Source organism: Bauldia litoralis, from assembly GCF_900104485.1.
GTDB lineage: Bacteria > Pseudomonadota > Alphaproteobacteria > Rhizobiales > Kaistiaceae > Bauldia > Bauldia litoralis.
In genome coordinates, this window is record NZ_FMXQ01000004.1 from 1 (window position 1) to 16,594 (window position 16,594).

General features: G+C 66.1%; 15 protein-coding genes and 1 pseudogene. 10 read left to right on the top strand and 6 right to left on the bottom strand.

The genetic code is table 11. The features are described 5' to 3' along the window. Positions 1 to 77: 77 nt before the first annotated feature. The gene (hisS, locus tag BLT60_RS10200) at positions 78 to 1,592 is read right to left on the bottom strand and encodes a histidine--tRNA ligase (RefSeq protein WP_090876357.1); all 1,515 of its coding nucleotides are present in this window, start codon (positions 1,590 to 1,592) and stop codon (positions 78 to 80) included. 207 nt (positions 1,593 to 1,799) lie between these two features. Between hisS and BLT60_RS10205 the strand changes: the two genes are divergently transcribed. After that, entirely contained in the window at positions 1,800 to 2,234 is a 435-nt protein-coding gene (locus tag BLT60_RS10205) for a Crp/Fnr family transcriptional regulator (protein ID WP_175478377.1), read from the top strand. 100 nt (positions 2,235 to 2,334) lie between these two features. Continuing rightward, entirely contained in the window at positions 2,335 to 2,766 is a 432-nt protein-coding gene (locus BLT60_RS10210) for a Crp/Fnr family transcriptional regulator (RefSeq protein WP_175478378.1), read from the top strand. A gap of 106 nt (positions 2,767 to 2,872) precedes the next feature. On the opposite strand, the gene groL is transcribed toward BLT60_RS10210, so the two are convergent. Together groL and BLT60_RS10220 are read right to left on the bottom strand one after the other, a co-directional pair. Beyond that, the gene (gene groL / locus BLT60_RS10215; protein WP_090876360.1) at positions 2,873 to 4,528 is read right to left on the bottom strand and encodes a chaperonin GroEL; all 1,656 of its coding nucleotides are present in this window, start codon (positions 4,526 to 4,528) and stop codon (positions 2,873 to 2,875) included. 44 nt (positions 4,529 to 4,572) lie between these two features. Beyond that, entirely contained in the window at positions 4,573 to 4,887 is a 315-nt protein-coding gene (locus BLT60_RS10220) for a co-chaperone GroES (RefSeq protein ID WP_090876361.1), read from the bottom strand. Between the two features lie 338 nt (positions 4,888 to 5,225). Here BLT60_RS10220 and BLT60_RS10225 point away from each other — a divergent pair, with 338 nt between their 5' ends. Beyond that, on the top strand, positions 5,226 to 6,749 hold the full coding sequence (locus tag BLT60_RS10225) for a pilus assembly protein TadG-related protein (protein ID WP_175478379.1): 1,524 nt from the start codon (positions 5,226 to 5,228) through the stop codon (positions 6,747 to 6,749). Between the two features lie 15 nt (positions 6,750 to 6,764). Here the strand turns inward: BLT60_RS10225 and BLT60_RS10230 are convergent, their stop codons facing one another. Together BLT60_RS10230 and BLT60_RS10235 are read right to left on the bottom strand one after the other, a co-directional pair. Continuing rightward, positions 6,765 to 7,352 carry a hypothetical protein gene (locus tag BLT60_RS10230; protein WP_090876363.1) on the bottom strand — a complete coding sequence of 196 codons (588 nt, stop codon included), beginning with the start codon at positions 7,350 to 7,352 and terminating at the stop codon, positions 6,765 to 6,767. Positions 7,353 to 7,461: 109 nt separating this feature from the next. Then, on the bottom strand, positions 7,462 to 8,907 hold the full coding sequence (locus BLT60_RS10235; RefSeq protein WP_244521211.1) for a sigma-54-dependent transcriptional regulator: 1,446 nt from the start codon (positions 8,905 to 8,907) through the stop codon (positions 7,462 to 7,464). Positions 8,908 to 9,070: 163 nt separating this feature from the next. Between BLT60_RS10235 and BLT60_RS10240 the strand changes: the two genes are divergently transcribed. The 3 genes from BLT60_RS10240 to BLT60_RS10250 all read left to right on the top strand — a co-directional run bounded on the left by BLT60_RS10240 (position 9,071) and on the right by BLT60_RS10250 (position 11,863). Further along, a complete protein-coding gene (locus tag BLT60_RS10240) occupies positions 9,071 to 9,943 on the top strand; it encodes a TIGR01459 family HAD-type hydrolase (protein WP_090876365.1) in 873 nt (290 codons plus the stop codon). 80 nt (positions 9,944 to 10,023) lie between these two features. Further along, positions 10,024 to 11,028: a bifunctional riboflavin kinase/FAD synthetase gene (locus BLT60_RS10245; protein ID WP_090876366.1), complete on the top strand. Its 1,005-nt coding sequence runs from the start codon at positions 10,024 to 10,026 to the stop codon at positions 11,026 to 11,028. A 43-nt stretch (positions 11,029 to 11,071) separates the two neighbouring features. Beyond that, positions 11,072 to 11,863 (top strand): hypothetical protein, encoded by a 792-nt coding sequence (locus BLT60_RS10250; RefSeq protein ID WP_139167800.1) that lies wholly within the window; start codon positions 11,072 to 11,074, stop codon positions 11,861 to 11,863. Positions 11,864 to 11,879: 16 nt separating this feature from the next. Here the strand turns inward: BLT60_RS10250 and BLT60_RS10255 are convergent, their stop codons facing one another. Then, positions 11,880 to 12,329 (bottom strand): nucleoside deaminase, encoded by a 450-nt coding sequence (locus tag BLT60_RS10255; protein ID WP_090876368.1) that lies wholly within the window; start codon positions 12,327 to 12,329, stop codon positions 11,880 to 11,882. Between the two features lie 77 nt (positions 12,330 to 12,406). Between BLT60_RS10255 and BLT60_RS10260 the strand changes: the two are divergent. The 4 genes and pseudogenes from BLT60_RS10260 to BLT60_RS10275 form a co-directional block, all read left to right on the top strand. Beyond that, a pseudogene (locus BLT60_RS10260) lies at positions 12,407 to 13,216 on the top strand (pseudouridine synthase); the annotation flags it as partial. After that, positions 13,203 to 13,763, top strand: a complete 561-nt coding sequence (gene rsmD, locus BLT60_RS10265; protein WP_090876370.1) for a 16S rRNA (guanine(966)-N(2))-methyltransferase RsmD — start codon at positions 13,203 to 13,205, stop codon at positions 13,761 to 13,763. The pseudogene BLT60_RS10260 and the gene rsmD, both read left to right, overlap by 14 nt. Positions 13,764 to 13,862: 99 nt before the next feature. Then, positions 13,863 to 15,230 carry a M16 family metallopeptidase gene (locus tag BLT60_RS10270; protein ID WP_175478380.1) on the top strand — a complete coding sequence of 456 codons (1,368 nt, stop codon included), beginning with the start codon at positions 13,863 to 13,865 and terminating at the stop codon, positions 15,228 to 15,230. Between the two features lie 16 nt (positions 15,231 to 15,246). Continuing rightward, positions 15,247 to 16,554, top strand: coding sequence for a M16 family metallopeptidase (locus tag BLT60_RS10275; protein WP_090876371.1), 1,308 nt, complete (start codon positions 15,247 to 15,249; stop codon positions 16,552 to 16,554). Positions 16,555 to 16,594: the final 40 nt, after the last annotated feature.

Genomic DNA, 16,594 nt, shown 5'->3' on the forward strand with positions numbered 1-16,594 from the left:
CCCCTCCACCATGCTTCGCATGGTCCCCCTCCCCCGTGAACGGGGGAGGATCGGCGCGTGAGCAACCCGGCCCGCCATCACACCCGATCCCCGTCATCGTCTGGATTGTTCCTGGAGTCGTTTGCGCCGGCACTGGCGACGATTTCGCGAATTCGGTCGACAAGCTCGGCTTCCGGCGCCTCGAACTGGCCGGGGCGTTCCTCACGCCATTCCTTGTTGTCGGTAATGCCCTCGGCGAGTTGCTTGCCGAGCGCCAGGTCCTTGATCTGGACGACACCGCGCGCCTTCTCGTCGCCGCCCTGGATGACGACAGCGGGGGCGTTGCGCTTGTCGGCATACTTGACCTGCTTGCCGAGGTTCCTGGTGGTGCCGAGGTAGAGCTCGGCGGCGATGCCGGCGTCGCGGAGCGCGGTGACCATTGTCTGGTAGTCGCCCATGCGCTCCGGCTCCATGACGGTGACGACGACCGGGCCGGGGGCAGGGCTGGTGTCGAGCTTGCCGAGGGCGGCGAGTGCTGCTTGCAGGCGCGAGACGCCGATCGAGAAGCCGGTCGCCGGCACGTCTTCCTTCTGGAAGCGGCCGACCAGCCCGTCATAGCGCCCGCCGCCGCCGACCGAGCCGAAGACGACCTTCTGGCCCTTCTCGTTGGGGATCTCGGCCAGCAACTCGGCCTCATAGACCGCGCCGGTGTAATATTCGAGGCCGCGGACGACGGAGGGGTCGATGACCACGCGATCCTCGTAGCCGGACGACGCGACGATCAGGGCGATCTGCTCGAGCTCTTCCCGGCCGGCCTGGCCCGTCGCCGAATTCGCGAGCCGGGTGTCGATCGAAGCGATCGTGTCTTCCGCCTCGGAATCGTTGTCGAGAATTTCCAGGATGGTGTCGGTCTCGCTTTCACCGAGCCCGGCGCCCTTGGTGAAGTCGCCGCTTTCGTCCTCGCGGCCCGGCCCGAGCAGGGCGCGAACGCCCGCCAGTCCCAGCCGGTCGAGCTTGTCGATGGCGCGCAGCACCGTCAGCTTCTGGCCCGGGTCCGTGACGCCGATCGCCTCCATGACGCCATCCAACACCTTCCGCGAGTTGACCTTGATGACATACTGGCCGCGCTCGACACCGAGCGCCTCCAGCGCGTCGGCGGCCATCATGCACATCTCGGCATCGGCGGCCGGCGTCGCGGCGCCGACCGTGTCGGCGTCGAACTGCATGAACTGGCGGAAGCGGCCGGGGCCGGGCTTCTCGTTGCGGAAGACCCAGCCGAAGCGGTAGCTGCGGAACGGCCTGGGCAGCGCCTTGTGGTTCTCGGCGTAGTAGCGGGCAAGCGGCGCGGTCAGGTCGTAGCGCAGCGACACCCATTGCTCGTCGTCGTCCTGCAGCGAGAAGACGCCTTCGTTCGGCCGATCCTGATCGGGCAGGAATTTGCCCAGCGTCTCGGTGTATTCGGCGAAGGGGGTCTCGACCGGCTCGAAGCCATAGCGCTCGTAGACATTGCGGATCGCCGACACCATCTGCTCGGTGGCGCGGATATCGGCGGCGCCGCGGTCGGCGAAGCCGCGCGGCAGGCGCGCCTTGATCAGGGTCTTGTCGGCCGACATGGGGATATCCAGACAGGGTTCGTGAAGGGCCCGGCGACGCCAACGAAGCCGGCGGCGTCGGACTACCGCATCATTATGAAAGCGGCAAGGTTACCAGCGGTATTGTGTGATTGCATTGCCCTGATTGCCGCTACCGGAAACCAAAAGGAAACCGCGGTCCAATATCGATCAGCGCCTCCGAATTTCTCTCGATGCCTGGAGATCGCAATGACCACAGAAACCAGCGACGGGATCGCGTCGGCAGTGGCCGAGGCCGGTGTCGCTACCCGCGCCTATCCGCATGGCGGCGTCATCTTCGTCAAGGATGACCCGGCCGACTGTGCCTATGTGATCGTCAGTGGCCGGGTCGAGATTCGTGAGACGGGACGGGTACTTGAGAGCATCGGCCCGAACGAGATCTTCGGCGAGGTCGGGATGATCGACGGCGGCTCGCGCAGCGCCTCGGCGGTCGCGGTTGGCGCCACAGAGGTTCGCGTCATCGACCGGTCGACCTTCGATCGTCTCCTCCGGGAGAGCCCGGATTTCGTCATGGCGATCATGCGCGACATGGCCCGCCGGCTGCGCGTCATGAACGCCAACCAGCGGCCTGCGACCGGACTGCCGCTGGTGCCCAGCCGGCTGGAGAAGAGGACGGCGGGATAAAATCGGACAAATGCCCGCCAATTTGAATCGTCCGGTCATCGCTTTGTTAAGGGGGGGCGCACAGGATGCCGGCGCACCACAAAAAAACAGGGAGCGACGGATGCCGGGTACGACATTCGATATCGAAGTCATCGCGGCCGCCGATCTCGGGGTCATCCCGCTTTTCGAAGGCGGAGTCGTGTTCGCGAGGGGCGATTCCGCCGACTGCGCCTATATCGTGCAGAGCGGCTCGATCGAGATTCGCGGCGTTGGATGTTCCATCGAGGTCATTGGCCCCGGGGAGATTTTTGGCGCGGCCGCGCTGCTCGACGACTGCCCGCGGTCGTGCTCGGCGGTTGCGGTCGGCGAGGCGGAGGTGATCCCGATCCATCGGTCGCTTTTCACCTCGCTGGTCCGTGACGATCCGGATTTCGCATTGACGATCATGCGGCTCGTCGTGCGCCGTCTGCGGGCGACGCTTGCCAAGCTCGACGATTCCGCGATGTCGCGGCCGAGCCAGATCGACGCGCGGATGCCACAGCTTTCCGCCTGATCCGATTTGTGGCCAGGCCGGCCGCGTCGATCGATCATCGCCGGACATGAAAAAAGGGCGCGGGGGAAACCCCGCGCCCTTCGTCATTGAGACTGGGTTGGCTGGACTAGAAGTCCATGCCGCCCATGCCACCCATGCCGCCGCCCGGAGGCATCGCCGGCATGCCGCCAGCTGCTTCCTTCTTCGGCGCCTCGGCGACCATCGCCTCGGTGGTGACCAGCAGGCCGGCGACCGAAGCCGCGTCCTGCAGGGCGGTGCGGACGACCTTGGCCGGATCGATGATGCCGGCCGCGACCATGTCCTTGTAGTCTTCTTCCTGGGCGTCGAAGCCGAAGACGTCGGCCTTGCTCTCGAGCACCTTGTTGACGACGATCGATCCCTCGACGCCGGCATTCTCGGCGATCTGGCGGATCGGGGCCTCAAGCGCGCGAAGCACGATCTTGATGCCGGCCGTCACGTCGGCATTCTCGGAAGAAAGCTTGGCAACCGCCTTCTTGGCGCGGAGCAGAGCAACGCCGCCACCGGGAACGATGCCTTCCTCGACCGCCGCACGGGTGGCGTTGAGGGCGTCGTCGACGCGGTCCTTCTTTTCCTTGACCTCGACCTCGGTGACGCCACCGACGCGGATCACGGCAACGCCGCCGGCGAGCTTGGCAAGACGCTCCTGCAGCTTCTCGCGATCGTAATCGGAGGTGGTCTCCTCGATCTGCTGCTTGATCTGACCAACGCGGGCGTCGATCTCTTTCTTCTTGCCGGCGCCATCGACGACGGTGGTGTTTTCCTTGGTGATGCTCACCCGCTTGGCCTTGCCAAGCATGTCGAGCGTGACGCTCTCAAGCTTGATGCCAATGTCCTCGGAGATGACCTGACCACCGGTCAGCACCGCGATGTCTTCAAGCATCGCCTTGCGACGATCGCCGAAGCCCGGCGCCTTGACGGCGGCGACCTTGAGACCACCACGCAGCTTGTTGACGACGAGCGTGGCCAGGGCCTCGCCCTCGACGTCCTCGGCGATGATCAGAAGCGGACGCGACGACTGCACGACGGCTTCGAGAACCGGCAGCATCGCCTGGAGGTTGGAGAGCTTCTTCTCGTGCAGGAGGATGAAGGGGTCCTCGAGCTCGGTCACCATCTTGTCGGCGTTGGTAATGAAATACGGCGACAGGTAACCGCGGTCGAACTGCATGCCCTCGACGACTTCGAGCTCGAACTCGAGCGCCTTGGACTCTTCAACCGTGATGACGCCTTCGTTGCCGACGCGCTGCATGGCTTCGGCGATCTTCTGGCCGATGATCTTCTCGCCATTGGCGGCGATGGAACCGACCTGGGCGATCTCGTCCGAAGTCTTGATCTTCTTGGCGCGCTTCGACAGGTCGGCGACGGCCTCGGTGACGGCGAGGTCGATGCCGCGCTTCAGGTCCATCGGGTTCATGCCGGCGGCAACCGCCTTGGCGCCGTCACGGACGATCGCCTGGGCGAGCACGGTGGCGGTGGTGGTGCCGTCGCCGGCGATGTCGTTGGTCTTCGAAGCGACTTCGCGGACCATCTGCGCGCCCATGTTCTCGAACTTGTCCTCAAGCTCGATTTCCTTGGCGACGGAGACGCCGTCCTTGGTGATGCGCGGGGCGCCGAACGACTTGTCGATGACGACATTGCGGCCCTTGGGGCCGAGCGTGACCTTCACCGCATTGGCGAGGATGTCGACGCCGCGCAACATCTTGTCGCGTGCGTCACTCGAGAATTTTACTTCCTTGGCAGCCATTGCTGTCTTCCTTCAATACTGTGGGATGTGTCGGGTTCAGGCGATCAGGCGGCCTTGCGCGCCGCGGCCTTGCCCTCGAGCACGCCCATCACGTCGGATTCCTTCATGATGAGAAGGTCTTCACCGTCAATCTTGACCTCGGTGCCCGACCACTTTCCGAACAGGACGCGATCGCCGACCTTGACGTCGATCGGGGTGAGCTTGCCGGATTCGTCGCGGCCACCGGGACCGACGGCGATGATCTCGCCTTCCTGCGGCTTCTCCTGGGCGGTATCCGGAATGATGATGCCACCCGCGGACTTCTCCTCGGACTTGACCCGGCGAACGACCACGCGGTCGTGTAAGGGACGGAATTTCATGGGTTTTGCCTTCCTCTACTACATGTCCGGCCCGTGTTCGGGCCCGATAATAAGGCCTGCTAGCACTCTCAATCAGTGAGTGCCAAGCATCCGGTGCGCGATGTAGTAAGCCCCCCGATTATTGTCAAGGCGATCTGTCGATCTCACGCCGAGGGAGTGACGGGCATTGCCCGCCTGAGTGGATCCACCCGACAACCACCGGTCGAGGATATGGAGGGTTTATACTTAATAGACTATGTATTTGAAGCGTTTAACCCGTCGTCAATTCAATAATAGTACGCATTGATCGTCATTGGTCAACTTGTAGCGCGTAGACGATGGTTATGATTAAGAAATTCTTGAAGCGTATACATGGCAACGTCACCATGACGTTTGCCATCGCCGCCGTTCCCGTGATTGCCGCGGCTGGCGCCGCGATCGATTATTCGAACGCCGAGGAACAACGAACGGTCACCCAGGCAGCGCTCGATCGCGCGTCGCTTGCCGTCCTCCCGGCGATCGGCACGGTGCCGCCCGAGGCGGTCGTCGCCGAGGCGCAGGCGCTCTACACGAAGGGCGTCGAGGGACGCCTTTCGGTGCCGCCGCCGGTGGTCGTCGATCTCGACGGCGGCAATCTCTCGCTACGGTCCGAATTGCAGGTGCCGACCCGCTTCCTGCGGCTTGTCGGCGTCGATCATTTCGCATTCGACCTCAGCGCCGAGGCGGTTGCCGCCAACGTCACCTACGAAGTCGCGCTCGTCCTCGATACCTCGGGCTCGATGGCGGGATCGAAAATCCGGTCGCTGAAGCAGGCAGCCGGCGACCTGACGCGATCCCTGTTCACGGCGAACAGGCTCAATCCCTGGCCCGAGCCGGTCAAGGTCTCCGTCGTGCCGTTCGCTGCGGCGGTCAATGTCGGCCCGCAGAACGCCTCCGCCGCGTGGATCGACGGCAAGGCGCAGGCGCCGGCCCATCTCGAGAATTTCGAGCCCGGCGCGTCGTCCGCGACCGGCAACCGGCTGGCGCTCTTCGAGGCGCTGCCGGGCGTCACCTGGGCCGGTTGCGTCGAGGCCCGGCCGCATCCCTTCGACGTCAGCGACACCGCGCCCACCGCCGACGATCCGGCGACGCTCTTCGTGCCGATGTTCGCGCCGGACGAACCCGATCTCAACGGTTTCGACAACAACTATCTCGCCGACAGTTCGCCGGCCTGCACCGGACCGGACGCCGCCGAGACCCGTGTTTCCACGGCACAGGCCGCCCAGCAGCGCCTCTGCAAGTATCGCGACAGCGCCCCGCTCGGCGACGGCAACAGCAACGGGACGGTGATCGGTCCGAATGTCGGCTGCACGTCGGCGCCGGTGCTGCCGCTCACCGACAGCCAGGACGGCATCCTGGCGACCATCGACAATCTGAATGCCCGGGGCATGACCGACCTCCATGAGGGCGTCATGTGGGGCTGGCGGGCGTTGTCTTCGGCCATGCCCTTCGCCGAAGGGCGACCCTCCGATGATCGCAACAATCGCAAGATCATGATCGTCATGAGCGACGGTGAGAACAGCTACGACACCTACGACAACTTCAACAAGTCGGCCTATGGCGCCCATGGCTACGTCGCCAGGGGGCATCTCGGCACGACCTCGTCGGATCGCGCGACGGTACTGGGAAAGCTGAACGAACGGACGATGGAAGCCTGCACCAATGCCCGGGCGGAGGGCGGCGTGCAGATCTACACGATCGCCTTCCAGATCACCGACCCGGCGACGCGAGACCTGCTCAAGGCCTGCGCCGACACCCCGGCCATGGCCTTCGACGTCGACAGCAACACCGGCCTTGTCGCAGCCTTCCGCGACATCGCGACGGATGTCGCGATGATTCAGTAGGCGGGTTGGCGCCGGCTATTCGGTGACCGAGAAGGGCAGGGTGACGGTCGTCGTCTTCGGCGAGTTCTCGTCGCGCAGGGTCAGGAGCAGCTGATAGGAGCCCGGCTTGAAGTCGGGGAGCGGGAACTCGATCGTCGCGTGGACTTCGCGCATCTTCGACCGGCCCTGCCATTCCAGCCGGCCGAAATCCTCCGCGGTGGCGAGGATCAGCCCGCCCGGCGTGCGAATCTGGAGATCGGCGGCAAGTTCGGCGCCGAAGCCGTCACTCTCCTCGATATAAGCAAATCCAACCGGTTCGAAATAGAGGCGCAGCGCGTCGCTGGGCTGGAACTCCGAATTGCCGCGCGGCGTGTAGTCGGCAAAGCCGTCAACCGCGTCGGCGAAGAGCACGGTGCGGAGTTGCAGCGGCGACGCTGTCCAGAAGGCCGCGGCCGACGTATCGAAGGCCTTGAGAGCCGCCCCGCCGTAACCGCGATCGAGCAGCGTTTCCGCGAGCGTCGCCTTCTCGGCGATGTCGCCGGCTTGCGCCGCAGCAGGCAGCCCGAAAGAGAGAGCCGCGCAACACAGCATGGCGGCTGCTGGCCGAAAGGCCGAAATCATCATGTAAAAACCCCCGATACCCAGAAAACATGTCCAGCCGCCGCCGCGCGACCGTAAGCCGACATGATCCGATGCCACGCGCTTGCGCGCAAGTGGCGGAATCATGCGCGCTTCAGGCCGACAGGCGGTCGAGCCAAGTCTGGCGCTTGCGGTAAATGGTGGACGCGCTGATTTCAAGGGCGGCCGCGGCACGCGGAATGTTGCCGTCGAAGGCGGCCAGCGCCAATTCGATGATCAGGCGTTCCTGGTCGCGATAGGGAACAATCGCATCCGGCGTCCGGGCAGGGTGCAGCCCCGCCGTGACCGGGGATGGCGCGAGGGGGACGTTGCCTGTGAGATCCGGCGGCAGCATCGCGGCCGTCGCCTCGCTGCCATCATGAAGGACGACGATGCGGCGCACGACATTCTGCAACTGGCGGACGTTGCCGGGCCAGGCGCACAAGCGGATCAGGGCCGCGGCCTCGCCGTCGAAGCCGCGAAAGCCTCGCCCTTCCTCCCGGGCGTAGCGTCGCAGGAACGCCTCGGCGAGCGGCAGGATATCCTCGCCTCGGTCGCGCAAGGGGGGCAGCGCGATCGGCAGCACGTGGAGCCGGTAGAAGAGGTCTGCCCGGAACCGCCCCGCCTCGACTTCGGCAAAGGGGTCGCGGTTGGTTGCCGAGACGATGCGGACGTCGACCTTCTTCAACTCGTTGCCGCCGACCCGGCGAAAGCTGCCGGTCTGGATGAAGCGCAGGAGCTTGGCCTGGAGGCCAAGGTCCATCTCGGCCAGTTCGTCGAGGAAGAGCGTCCCGCCGTTGGCGAGTTCCGCCGCGCCGGCCCGGTTGTCCGACGCACCGGTGAAGGCGCCCCGGACATGGCCGAAGATCTCGCTCTCCATCAGTTCGCGCGGAATGGCGCTGCAATTGAGCGCGACGAAGGGTCGGTCGCCGGCCCCGGCATGCCGGTGGATTGCTTCGGCGGCGACTTCCTTGCCGGTACCGCTTTCGCCGGTGATGAAGACCGGCGCCCGCGACGGCGCCATCCGTCGGATCTGTTCGTAGACCGCATGCATCGCCGGCGACCGGCCGACGAAGCCGGCGAAGTCGGCTTCCTCGCTCGCCGCCGTCGTGCTCGGTGCGGAGGGACGGGAGGGCCGCGCGGGTGTATCCGCCGAAGCGGTTGTCTCGACGCAACCGTTCCACGACGAAACCGCTGCCTCCAGCCCCTGCAGCAGCGCCTTGGCGCCGATCGGCTTGGGGAGGAAATCGAAGGCGCCTGCCTTCACTGCCGCGACCGCGACATTGAGCGAACCGGCGGCGCTGGTAGCGATGACCCGCGACGATGCCCCTGCCATTTTCGCGATGTGGCCCGCGCCGCCGATGGTGTCGATATCGGCCAGCATGATGGCGCGCGACGAGTCGCAGCCGGCGGCAAGCGCTTCTTCGGAGGTGGCGCAGGGGACCGCCTGATAACGGTCGGCGCCGCTGCCGGCGATCAGGCCGGCAAGAACCCTGCGCTGCGCCGCATCGGCGTCGACGATATAGACGTCGATCGTATCCTGACGATGATTGTCGTTCACCACGACCGGCGACCCCGCCCTTCCGGCAAACCCAAATTGGCTCTGACGGTCACTATTCGCGAATAGGGTAAATGAACCGTTGGCGTCGCCACCGTCAGCACGAAAAATGCGGTTGTGTTTCAGTTCGCTTGACCGCGGCGTCGCGACCGGTTAGCCGGCCCGCATGAGCAATTCCATCCATCCGCCGCGCATCGGCGGCCTGTCCGACATCGCCGCCGACTACCAGTTCGTCCTCTGCGACGCCTGGGGCGTGATTCACAACGGCGTCAAGGCCTACACGGCGGCCGTCGACGCCCTGCGCGCCTTCCGCGAATCCGGCAAGACCGTGCTGATCATCACCAACGCGCCACGGCCCAAGGCCTCGGTTCTCAAGCAGTTCACCGGGTTCGGCGTCGACCATGCCGCCTTTGACGACGTCGTCACCTCCGGCGGCGCGGCCCGGGACTTCCTTGCCGCGCGTCCCGGCATTCGCGTGTTCCACCTCGGGGCGGAGCGCGACCATGGTGTCTACGAGGGGCTCGACGTGGTGCAGTCCACGGAGGACGAGGCCGAGATCATCTCCTGCACCGGCCTTTTCGACGACAAGACCGAGACGCCGGACGACTATGCCGACGCCTTCCTGCGCTGGCGCGACCTTGGGTTGCCGCTCCTGTGCGCCAATCCCGACAAGGTGGTCGAGCGCGGCCACGAAATGGTCTGGTGCGCCGGGGCGATGGCCGAGCGCTATGCGAGCGTCGGCGGCGAGACGATCATTCTCGGCAAGCCGCATCGGCCGATCTATGAAACGGCGATGGCCCGCTTTGCCGAACTTGCCGGTGGGCCGGTCGACAAGGGTTCGATCCTGGCGATCGGCGACGCGGTCGAGACCGACTTGCGCGGCGCAAACGATTTCGGCCTCGACGTCCTCTTCGTGACTGCGGGTATCCATGCCGACGTCTTCGGCGCGCGGGAGGAGCCGGATGGCGACAAGGTCGCCGCTTTCCTCGCCGAGGCCGGGATCGGCGCGCGCGCCTTCATACCGCACCTGACATGGTGATCCGGACCGACGGCATGCGCCTTGACCGGCACCGGGAGAGCCGGCAGTTTGCCGGCCTTCCTTCCCGCGGATGTCCCTGAATGCCGGATTCGCACACCCCGACAGCGGCCCGTCTTCGGACCTTTGCGCTCGATGACCTGCCGTTGGATCTCATCGGCGGCGCCGTTGCGATCGGCAATTTCGATGGCGTCCATCGCGGCCATGCGGTGCTGATCCAGACGGCGATCGCCGAAGCGAAACGCCATGACTCCAATGCGCTGGTGCTGACCTTCGATCCCCATCCGCGAACGTTCTTCCGGCCCGAGCCGCCGGTCTTCAGGCTGACGCCGCCGGCCGCCCGTGCCCGGATCATGGCGGCCCTCGGTGTCGACGGGGTGATCGCGGCGCGGTTCGATACCGCCTTTTCGCAACTCGAGCCGACCGCATTCGAGGAAGACGTCCTCGCCGGCCGTCTCGCCGCCCGGTCGGTGATCGTCGGCGAGGGCTTCCGCTTCGGCAAGGGACGGGCCGGCACGACCGAGCAGCTCGCCGCCGCTGGCGAGCGACTTGGCTTCCGCGTTGCCGTCGTCGAACCGGTCGTCGGCGAGGATGGCGAGCGGATTTCCTCCTCGGCGATCCGCGAGGCGCTGGCGGCCGGCGACATCGCCACCGCCAACCGGCTGCTCGGCTACCGGTGGTTCGTCATCGGCGGCGTTGTCCATGGCGACCATCGCGGACGCGAACTCGGCTTCCCGACGGCGAATATCGCGCTTCCCCCCGACTGCCAGCTTCGCCACGGCATCTACGCGGTGACGCTGGCCACCGACGGCGGTCCGCCGCTCGCCGGTGTCGCCAGCTACGGTCGCCGGCCGCAATTCGACAACGGCGCGCCGCTGCTCGAGGTCTTCGTCTTCGATTTCGACGGCGACCTATACGGGCAGGACGTGGTCGTCACCTTCATCGACTGGATCAGGCCGGAGATGACCTTTCCCTCTGTTGACGATCTCGTCGAGACGATGGGACGCGACTGCGAGACAGCCCGCCGGCAGATCGAGACCGCCGGGCAGGGCAGCCCGATCGACAAGGTCCTGGCGGCCAGCGGTTGAGCCGAACGGTTGTTCTGGCATCGGGCATGGGATAGGGATTCTCATGATCTCGCCGGATTTTCGCCGGTTTCTTAAGCAATTGTTCGCAAGGTCCGCAGCTAGGCGGGCCGAGGGGATTCGCACGGGAATGACTTTACTTGCGCCAGATCGTTGGAAACCGGCGGGTTTCGCCCTGATTGCGCTCGCCCTGGGCGCCTGCTCGGGCACGACCTACGGAACTGGCGTTTCGCCCGGACGGCAGACGGTCAACGATATCACCGGTCTGGTGAGCCTCGGCAGTGGTGGAAACAAGGAACCGATCGAATACGCGCCGCGCGCGGCGATCGTGGTGCCACCGCCCAATGCCGCCCTGCCGAAGCCGGGCGAGGGTGAAGTTGCCGGCGACTGGCCGGTCGATCCCGATGAGGCGCGCAAGGCCAAGCTCGCAGCCGCGGGCAGCAAGCAGCAGACCGACGAAGAGATTCTGAGCGATCCGGGCTTCCGCCTGCCGAAGTCGAATAGCGTCGACTATCAGGATCACAGCAAGGATCCGAACAGCGCCGAAATCCAGATGCGCCAGATGAAAGAGCAGCGCGGCGAGGCCGAGAAGCTTTTTGCCAAGGCGGATGGCGCCTCGGGCGGCGAGGTCGACGCCAACGGCAATCCGATCCGGACAACCCTGTCGGAGCCGCCGGCGGAATACCGGATACCCGATCCGAGCGCGCCTGAGGAATTCACGGCCGCCAGAGACGAGAAATGGTGGCAGATCTTCAAGAAGAAGGGCGCGCCGGCTACCGCCACGGCCACGCCACCGCCATCGGATCGCATCGCAGGGTCGGTTGAGATTCCTGAATAGTCGGCATCCGACGGCGTCATCGTCGATCGGCAAAGAAACCTTTGAGCAACGCGCTGGCCTCGCTTTCGCCGAGCCCGCCATAAACCTCGGGTGCATGGTGGCAGGTGGATTGGGCGAAGAACCGCGGCCCGTGTTCGACACCGCCGCTTTTCGCGTCCGCCGCGCCAAAATAAAGCCGCCGGATTCGCGCAAAGGAAATGGCGCCCGCGCACATCGCACAGGGTTCAAGCGTCACATAGAGATCGGCGCCGACCAGCCGCTGCGATCCGATCGAGCGCGCCACGGCGCGGATCACCAGGATTTCCGCATGGGCGGTCGGGTCGTCCAGTTCGATCGTGCGGTTGCCGTCGCGGGCGACAATCGCACCGTCGAGCACCAGCGCGGCGCCGATCGGCACCTCGCCCCGGGCCATCGCCCGCCGCGCCTCATCCAGAGCCGCGCCCATCGGATCGAAACCTGTCGTCATCGGCTGTCCTCGCCCGCGGCGTCCACCTTTGCTAAGGCTCCGGCATGAGCGCAGATACCCCCGAATCGAAGAAACCGGAAGGCGAGCGGATCGCAAAGGTCCTCGCCCGTGCCGGACTCTGCTCACGCCGCGACGCCGAGCGCTGGATCGCCGAGGGCCGCGTCGAGCTCAACGGCCGAAAACTGACCTCTCCGGCCATCAACATCGGACCACGCGACAAGGTGATTGTCGATGGCAAGCCGCTGCAGGGGCGCGAACGCACCCGGCTGTGGCTCTATAACAAGCCGAAGGGGCTGGTCACCACCGCCCGCGATCCGGAGGGACGCAAGACGGTCTTCGATGGCCTGCCCTCGGACCTGCCGCGTGTCCTTGCGGTCGGGCGGCTCGATATCAACACCGAGGGTCTGCTGCTGCTGACCAATGACGGCGGCCTGAAGCGGGTTCTCGAATTGCCGTCGACCGGCTGGCTGCGCCGCTACCGGGTGCGCGCCCATGGCATCATCGACCAGGCGACGCTCGACCGGCTGAAGGATGGGGTCGCCATTGACGGCATCCTCTATGCGGGTGTCGAGGCAGTCATCGACCGGGTGCAGGGCGGCAACGTCTGGATGACGATCGGACTCCGCGAGGGCAAGAATCGCGAAATCAAGCGCATCCTCGAACACCTCGGGCTTGCCACCAACCGTCTCATCCGCATGTCCTATGGTCCCTTCCAGATCGGCGACCTGCCGGAGGGCGGCGTGCGCGAAATCCGCGGCCGGATCCTGCGCGATCAGCTCGGCGAGAAACTCGCCAAACAGGCGAATGCCGATTTTGCCGCTCCGCTTCGCGTTGCCGAACTGCCGCCCAAGCCGGCCACGCCCCGGAAACCCCATGCGCGTCGTCGGCGGTGAGTTCGGAGGCCGCCGCCTGGCGGCGCCGGAAACGAACGACATCAGGCCATCGAGCGATCGCCTGCGCCAGAAGCTTTTCGACATGCTCGCCCATGGCTATGGCGACCCGGCCGCCGACGCCCGCGTGCTCGACCTCTTCGCCGGTACCGGCGCGCTCGCCATCGAGGCGATCTCGCGCGGCGCGCGCTTCGCGCTCTTCGTCGAGGAGGACGTGGCGGCGCGTGGCCTGATTCGCCAGAATGTCGAGGCGCTGGGACTGACCGGCCGCACCCGTATCTTCCGCCGCGACGCGACCCGCCTCGGCGACGCCGGCAATGTCGCGCCTTTCTCGCTGGTCTTCGCCGACCCGCCCTATGGCGCCGGGCTGGGCGAGCGGGCGCTGGCATCGGCGCTGGCCGGCGGCTGGATCGAAGCGGACGCCTTGTGTGTTCTCGAGGAAAGGCGCTCGGCAACCGTTTCGCCGATCGAGGGCCTGGATGTCGTCGAGCGCCGCGATGTCGGCGACTCGCAGATCGTGTTCCTCAAAAGGGCCGCACCTTAAGAGGATGTAATGATACCGGCCCTCGCCGGATGTTACGCTCCGCCTATATTGAAGCCGGCATGACCCGCCGCCTCCCGCAATCGACGTGAAGGACTCCTGATGTTCGCTTTCGCCCGTGCCGCGATCCCCCTTCTTCTGGTCTGGTCGATGGGAGCGACGGCGGGAGCCGCGCCCGCGACCTTCGCCGATCAGGCGTCGACCTTCACACTCGACAATGGCCTCCAGGTCGTCGTCATTCCCGACCATCGCGCGCCCATCGTCACGCAAATGATCTGGTACCGGGTCGGCGCGGCCGACGAGCAGCCGGGGAAGTCCGGCATCGCCCATTTCCTCGAACACCTGATGTTCAAGGGCACGAAAGATCATCCTGAAGGCGAGTTCTCGAAGGTGATCACATCGGTTGGCGGCAGCGAGAACGCCTTCACCACCAACGACTACACTGCCTATCACCAGAGCGTCGCCAAGCAGCATCTCGGCCTGATGATGGAATTCGAGGCCGACCGCATGGCCAATCTCGTCCTGACCGACGAGGCTGTCCTGCCGGAGCGCAACGTCATCCTCGAGGAGCGCCGGTCGCGCATCGACAACGATCCGGGCACCCAGTTGGCCGAGGCGGTCGGCGCCACGCTGTTCCAGAACAGCGGCTACGGCATCCCGACCATCGGCTGGCCCGACGAGATGGCCGCGCTCGACCGCGACGACGCGATCGCCTTCTACGACCGATATTACACGCCCAACAACGCCATCCTGATCGTTGCCGGCGACGTGACCGAGGCCGAGGTGCGCGATCTCGCCGAGGCGACCTATGGCAAGCTGCCGCGCAGCGCCGAGCCGCCGGTGCAACTGCGGCCGCGCGAGCCCGAACCGCTGGCCGCGCGTACGGTGACCCTGGCCGACCGGCGGGTCACCCAGCCGACGGTGCAGCGCAGCTACGTCGTCCCGTCCTACGCCACCGGCGAGCCCGGCGAGGCGGCGGCCCTCGATATCCTGGCCGACATTCTCGGCTCGGGCGCCACCAGCAAGCTCTACCGCCAGCTTGTGGTCGACAAGGGCGTCGCGTCGGTGGTCGGCGCCTATTATCAATCGAGCGCCCTCGGCGACACCCGCTTCGTCCTCTATGGCGTGCCGCGCGGCGACGCGACCGACCTCGATGCGCTGATGGCCGATATCGACGCGGTCCTCGCCGATGTGGTCGAGAACGGCGTCACCGACGAGGAACTGGCCCGCGCCAAGCACCGCACCAAGGCGGGCGCGATCTACGCGCAGGACAACCACGCGTCGCTGGCGCGCATCTTCGGCACGGCGCTGGCCACGGGCCATACGGTCGAGGATGTCCAGAACTGGCCGGCGCGGATCGAGGCGGTGACCGCCGAACAGGTCGCCGAGGCCGCCCGCAAATACCTGACCGTCCGCCGCTCGGTGACGGGATATCTCGTCCCGGCGCCCGACGCCGCCGAACGCTCCTGACAGGGATTCGACAGACATGAAGCTTGCAAAGGCCGCTCTCGCGATCGCTCTATTCTTCGCGCCGGCGCTGACCGCCGGCGCCGCCCACGCGGTGAACATCGAGCGTGTTGTCAGCCCGAAGGGCATCGTCGCCTGGCTCGTCCAGGAGGACGCGATCCCGCTGATCGCGATGTCCTTCGCCTTCGATGGCGGCGCGTCGCAGGATCCGGCGGACAAGCCGGGCGTCGCCAATCTCCTGTCCGGCCTGCTTGACGAGGGCGCCGGGCCTCTCGACAGCAAGGCCTTCCAGACCGCGCTGGACGATTACTCGATCGGTCTTTCCTTCGACGCCGGCCGCGATACCTTCGGCGGCTCGATGCGCACCCTGGTCGAGAACCGGGACGAGGCCGTCAGGCTGCTGAAGCTCGCCCTGACCGAGCCGCGCTTCGACCCCGAGCCGGTCGAGCGTATCCGCGCCCAGATCCTGACAGGGCTCAAGGCCAACGAGTACGATCCGGGCGATGTGGCGAGCAGGGCGCTGATGGCGTCGCTGTTCCCCGATCACCCCTATGGCCGACCGAGCGACGGGACGCCGGAGACGGTGGCCGCGATCACCACGGATGACCTGCGTGATTATTTCAACAGGATCGTCGCCAAGGACAACCTGACGATCGCCGTGGTCGGCGCGATCGATGCCGCGTCGCTCGCGACGCTGCTCGACGAGGTCTTCGGCGATCTGCCGGTCAAGGCCAACCGCGTCGGCATCGCCGATGTCACCCCGGCGACCGGCAAGGTGATCGATATTCCGCTCTCGATCCCCCAGACGATCATCCAGGCCGGCGGCAAGGGGATGAAGCGCGACGATCCCGACTTCATCGCCGCCTCGGTCGCCGCCTATATCCTCGGTGGCGGCAGCTTCTCCTCGCGTCTCTATGAAGAGGTCCGCGAGAAGCGCGGGCTCGCCTACTCGGTCTATCTCGGGCTGGTGCCGCTCGATCACGCCGGCGCCGTCTTTGTCGGCACCTCGACACGGGCGGACCAGGCGGACGCGGTGGTTGAACTGATCGAGGACGAGATCAGGAAATTCGCCGAGACCGGGCCGACCGAGAAGGAACTGGCGGACGCCAAGGACTACCTGATCGGCAGCTACCCGCTGCGCTTCGACACGTCGGGCGGGATCGCCGACCAGCTCCTCGCCATCCAGCTCGCCGGGCTGGATATCGACTATATCAACCAGCGCAACGACCTGATCGCCGCTGTCACCATCGAGGATGTGCGGGAAGCCGCCGCGCGTCTCTTCACCGGCGAAAGGACCATCGTCCGCGTCGGCCAGCCGGCCAGCTGAACGTGGCCCCGGGCATCGTTCGGCTCCGGCCGGCGCCGCC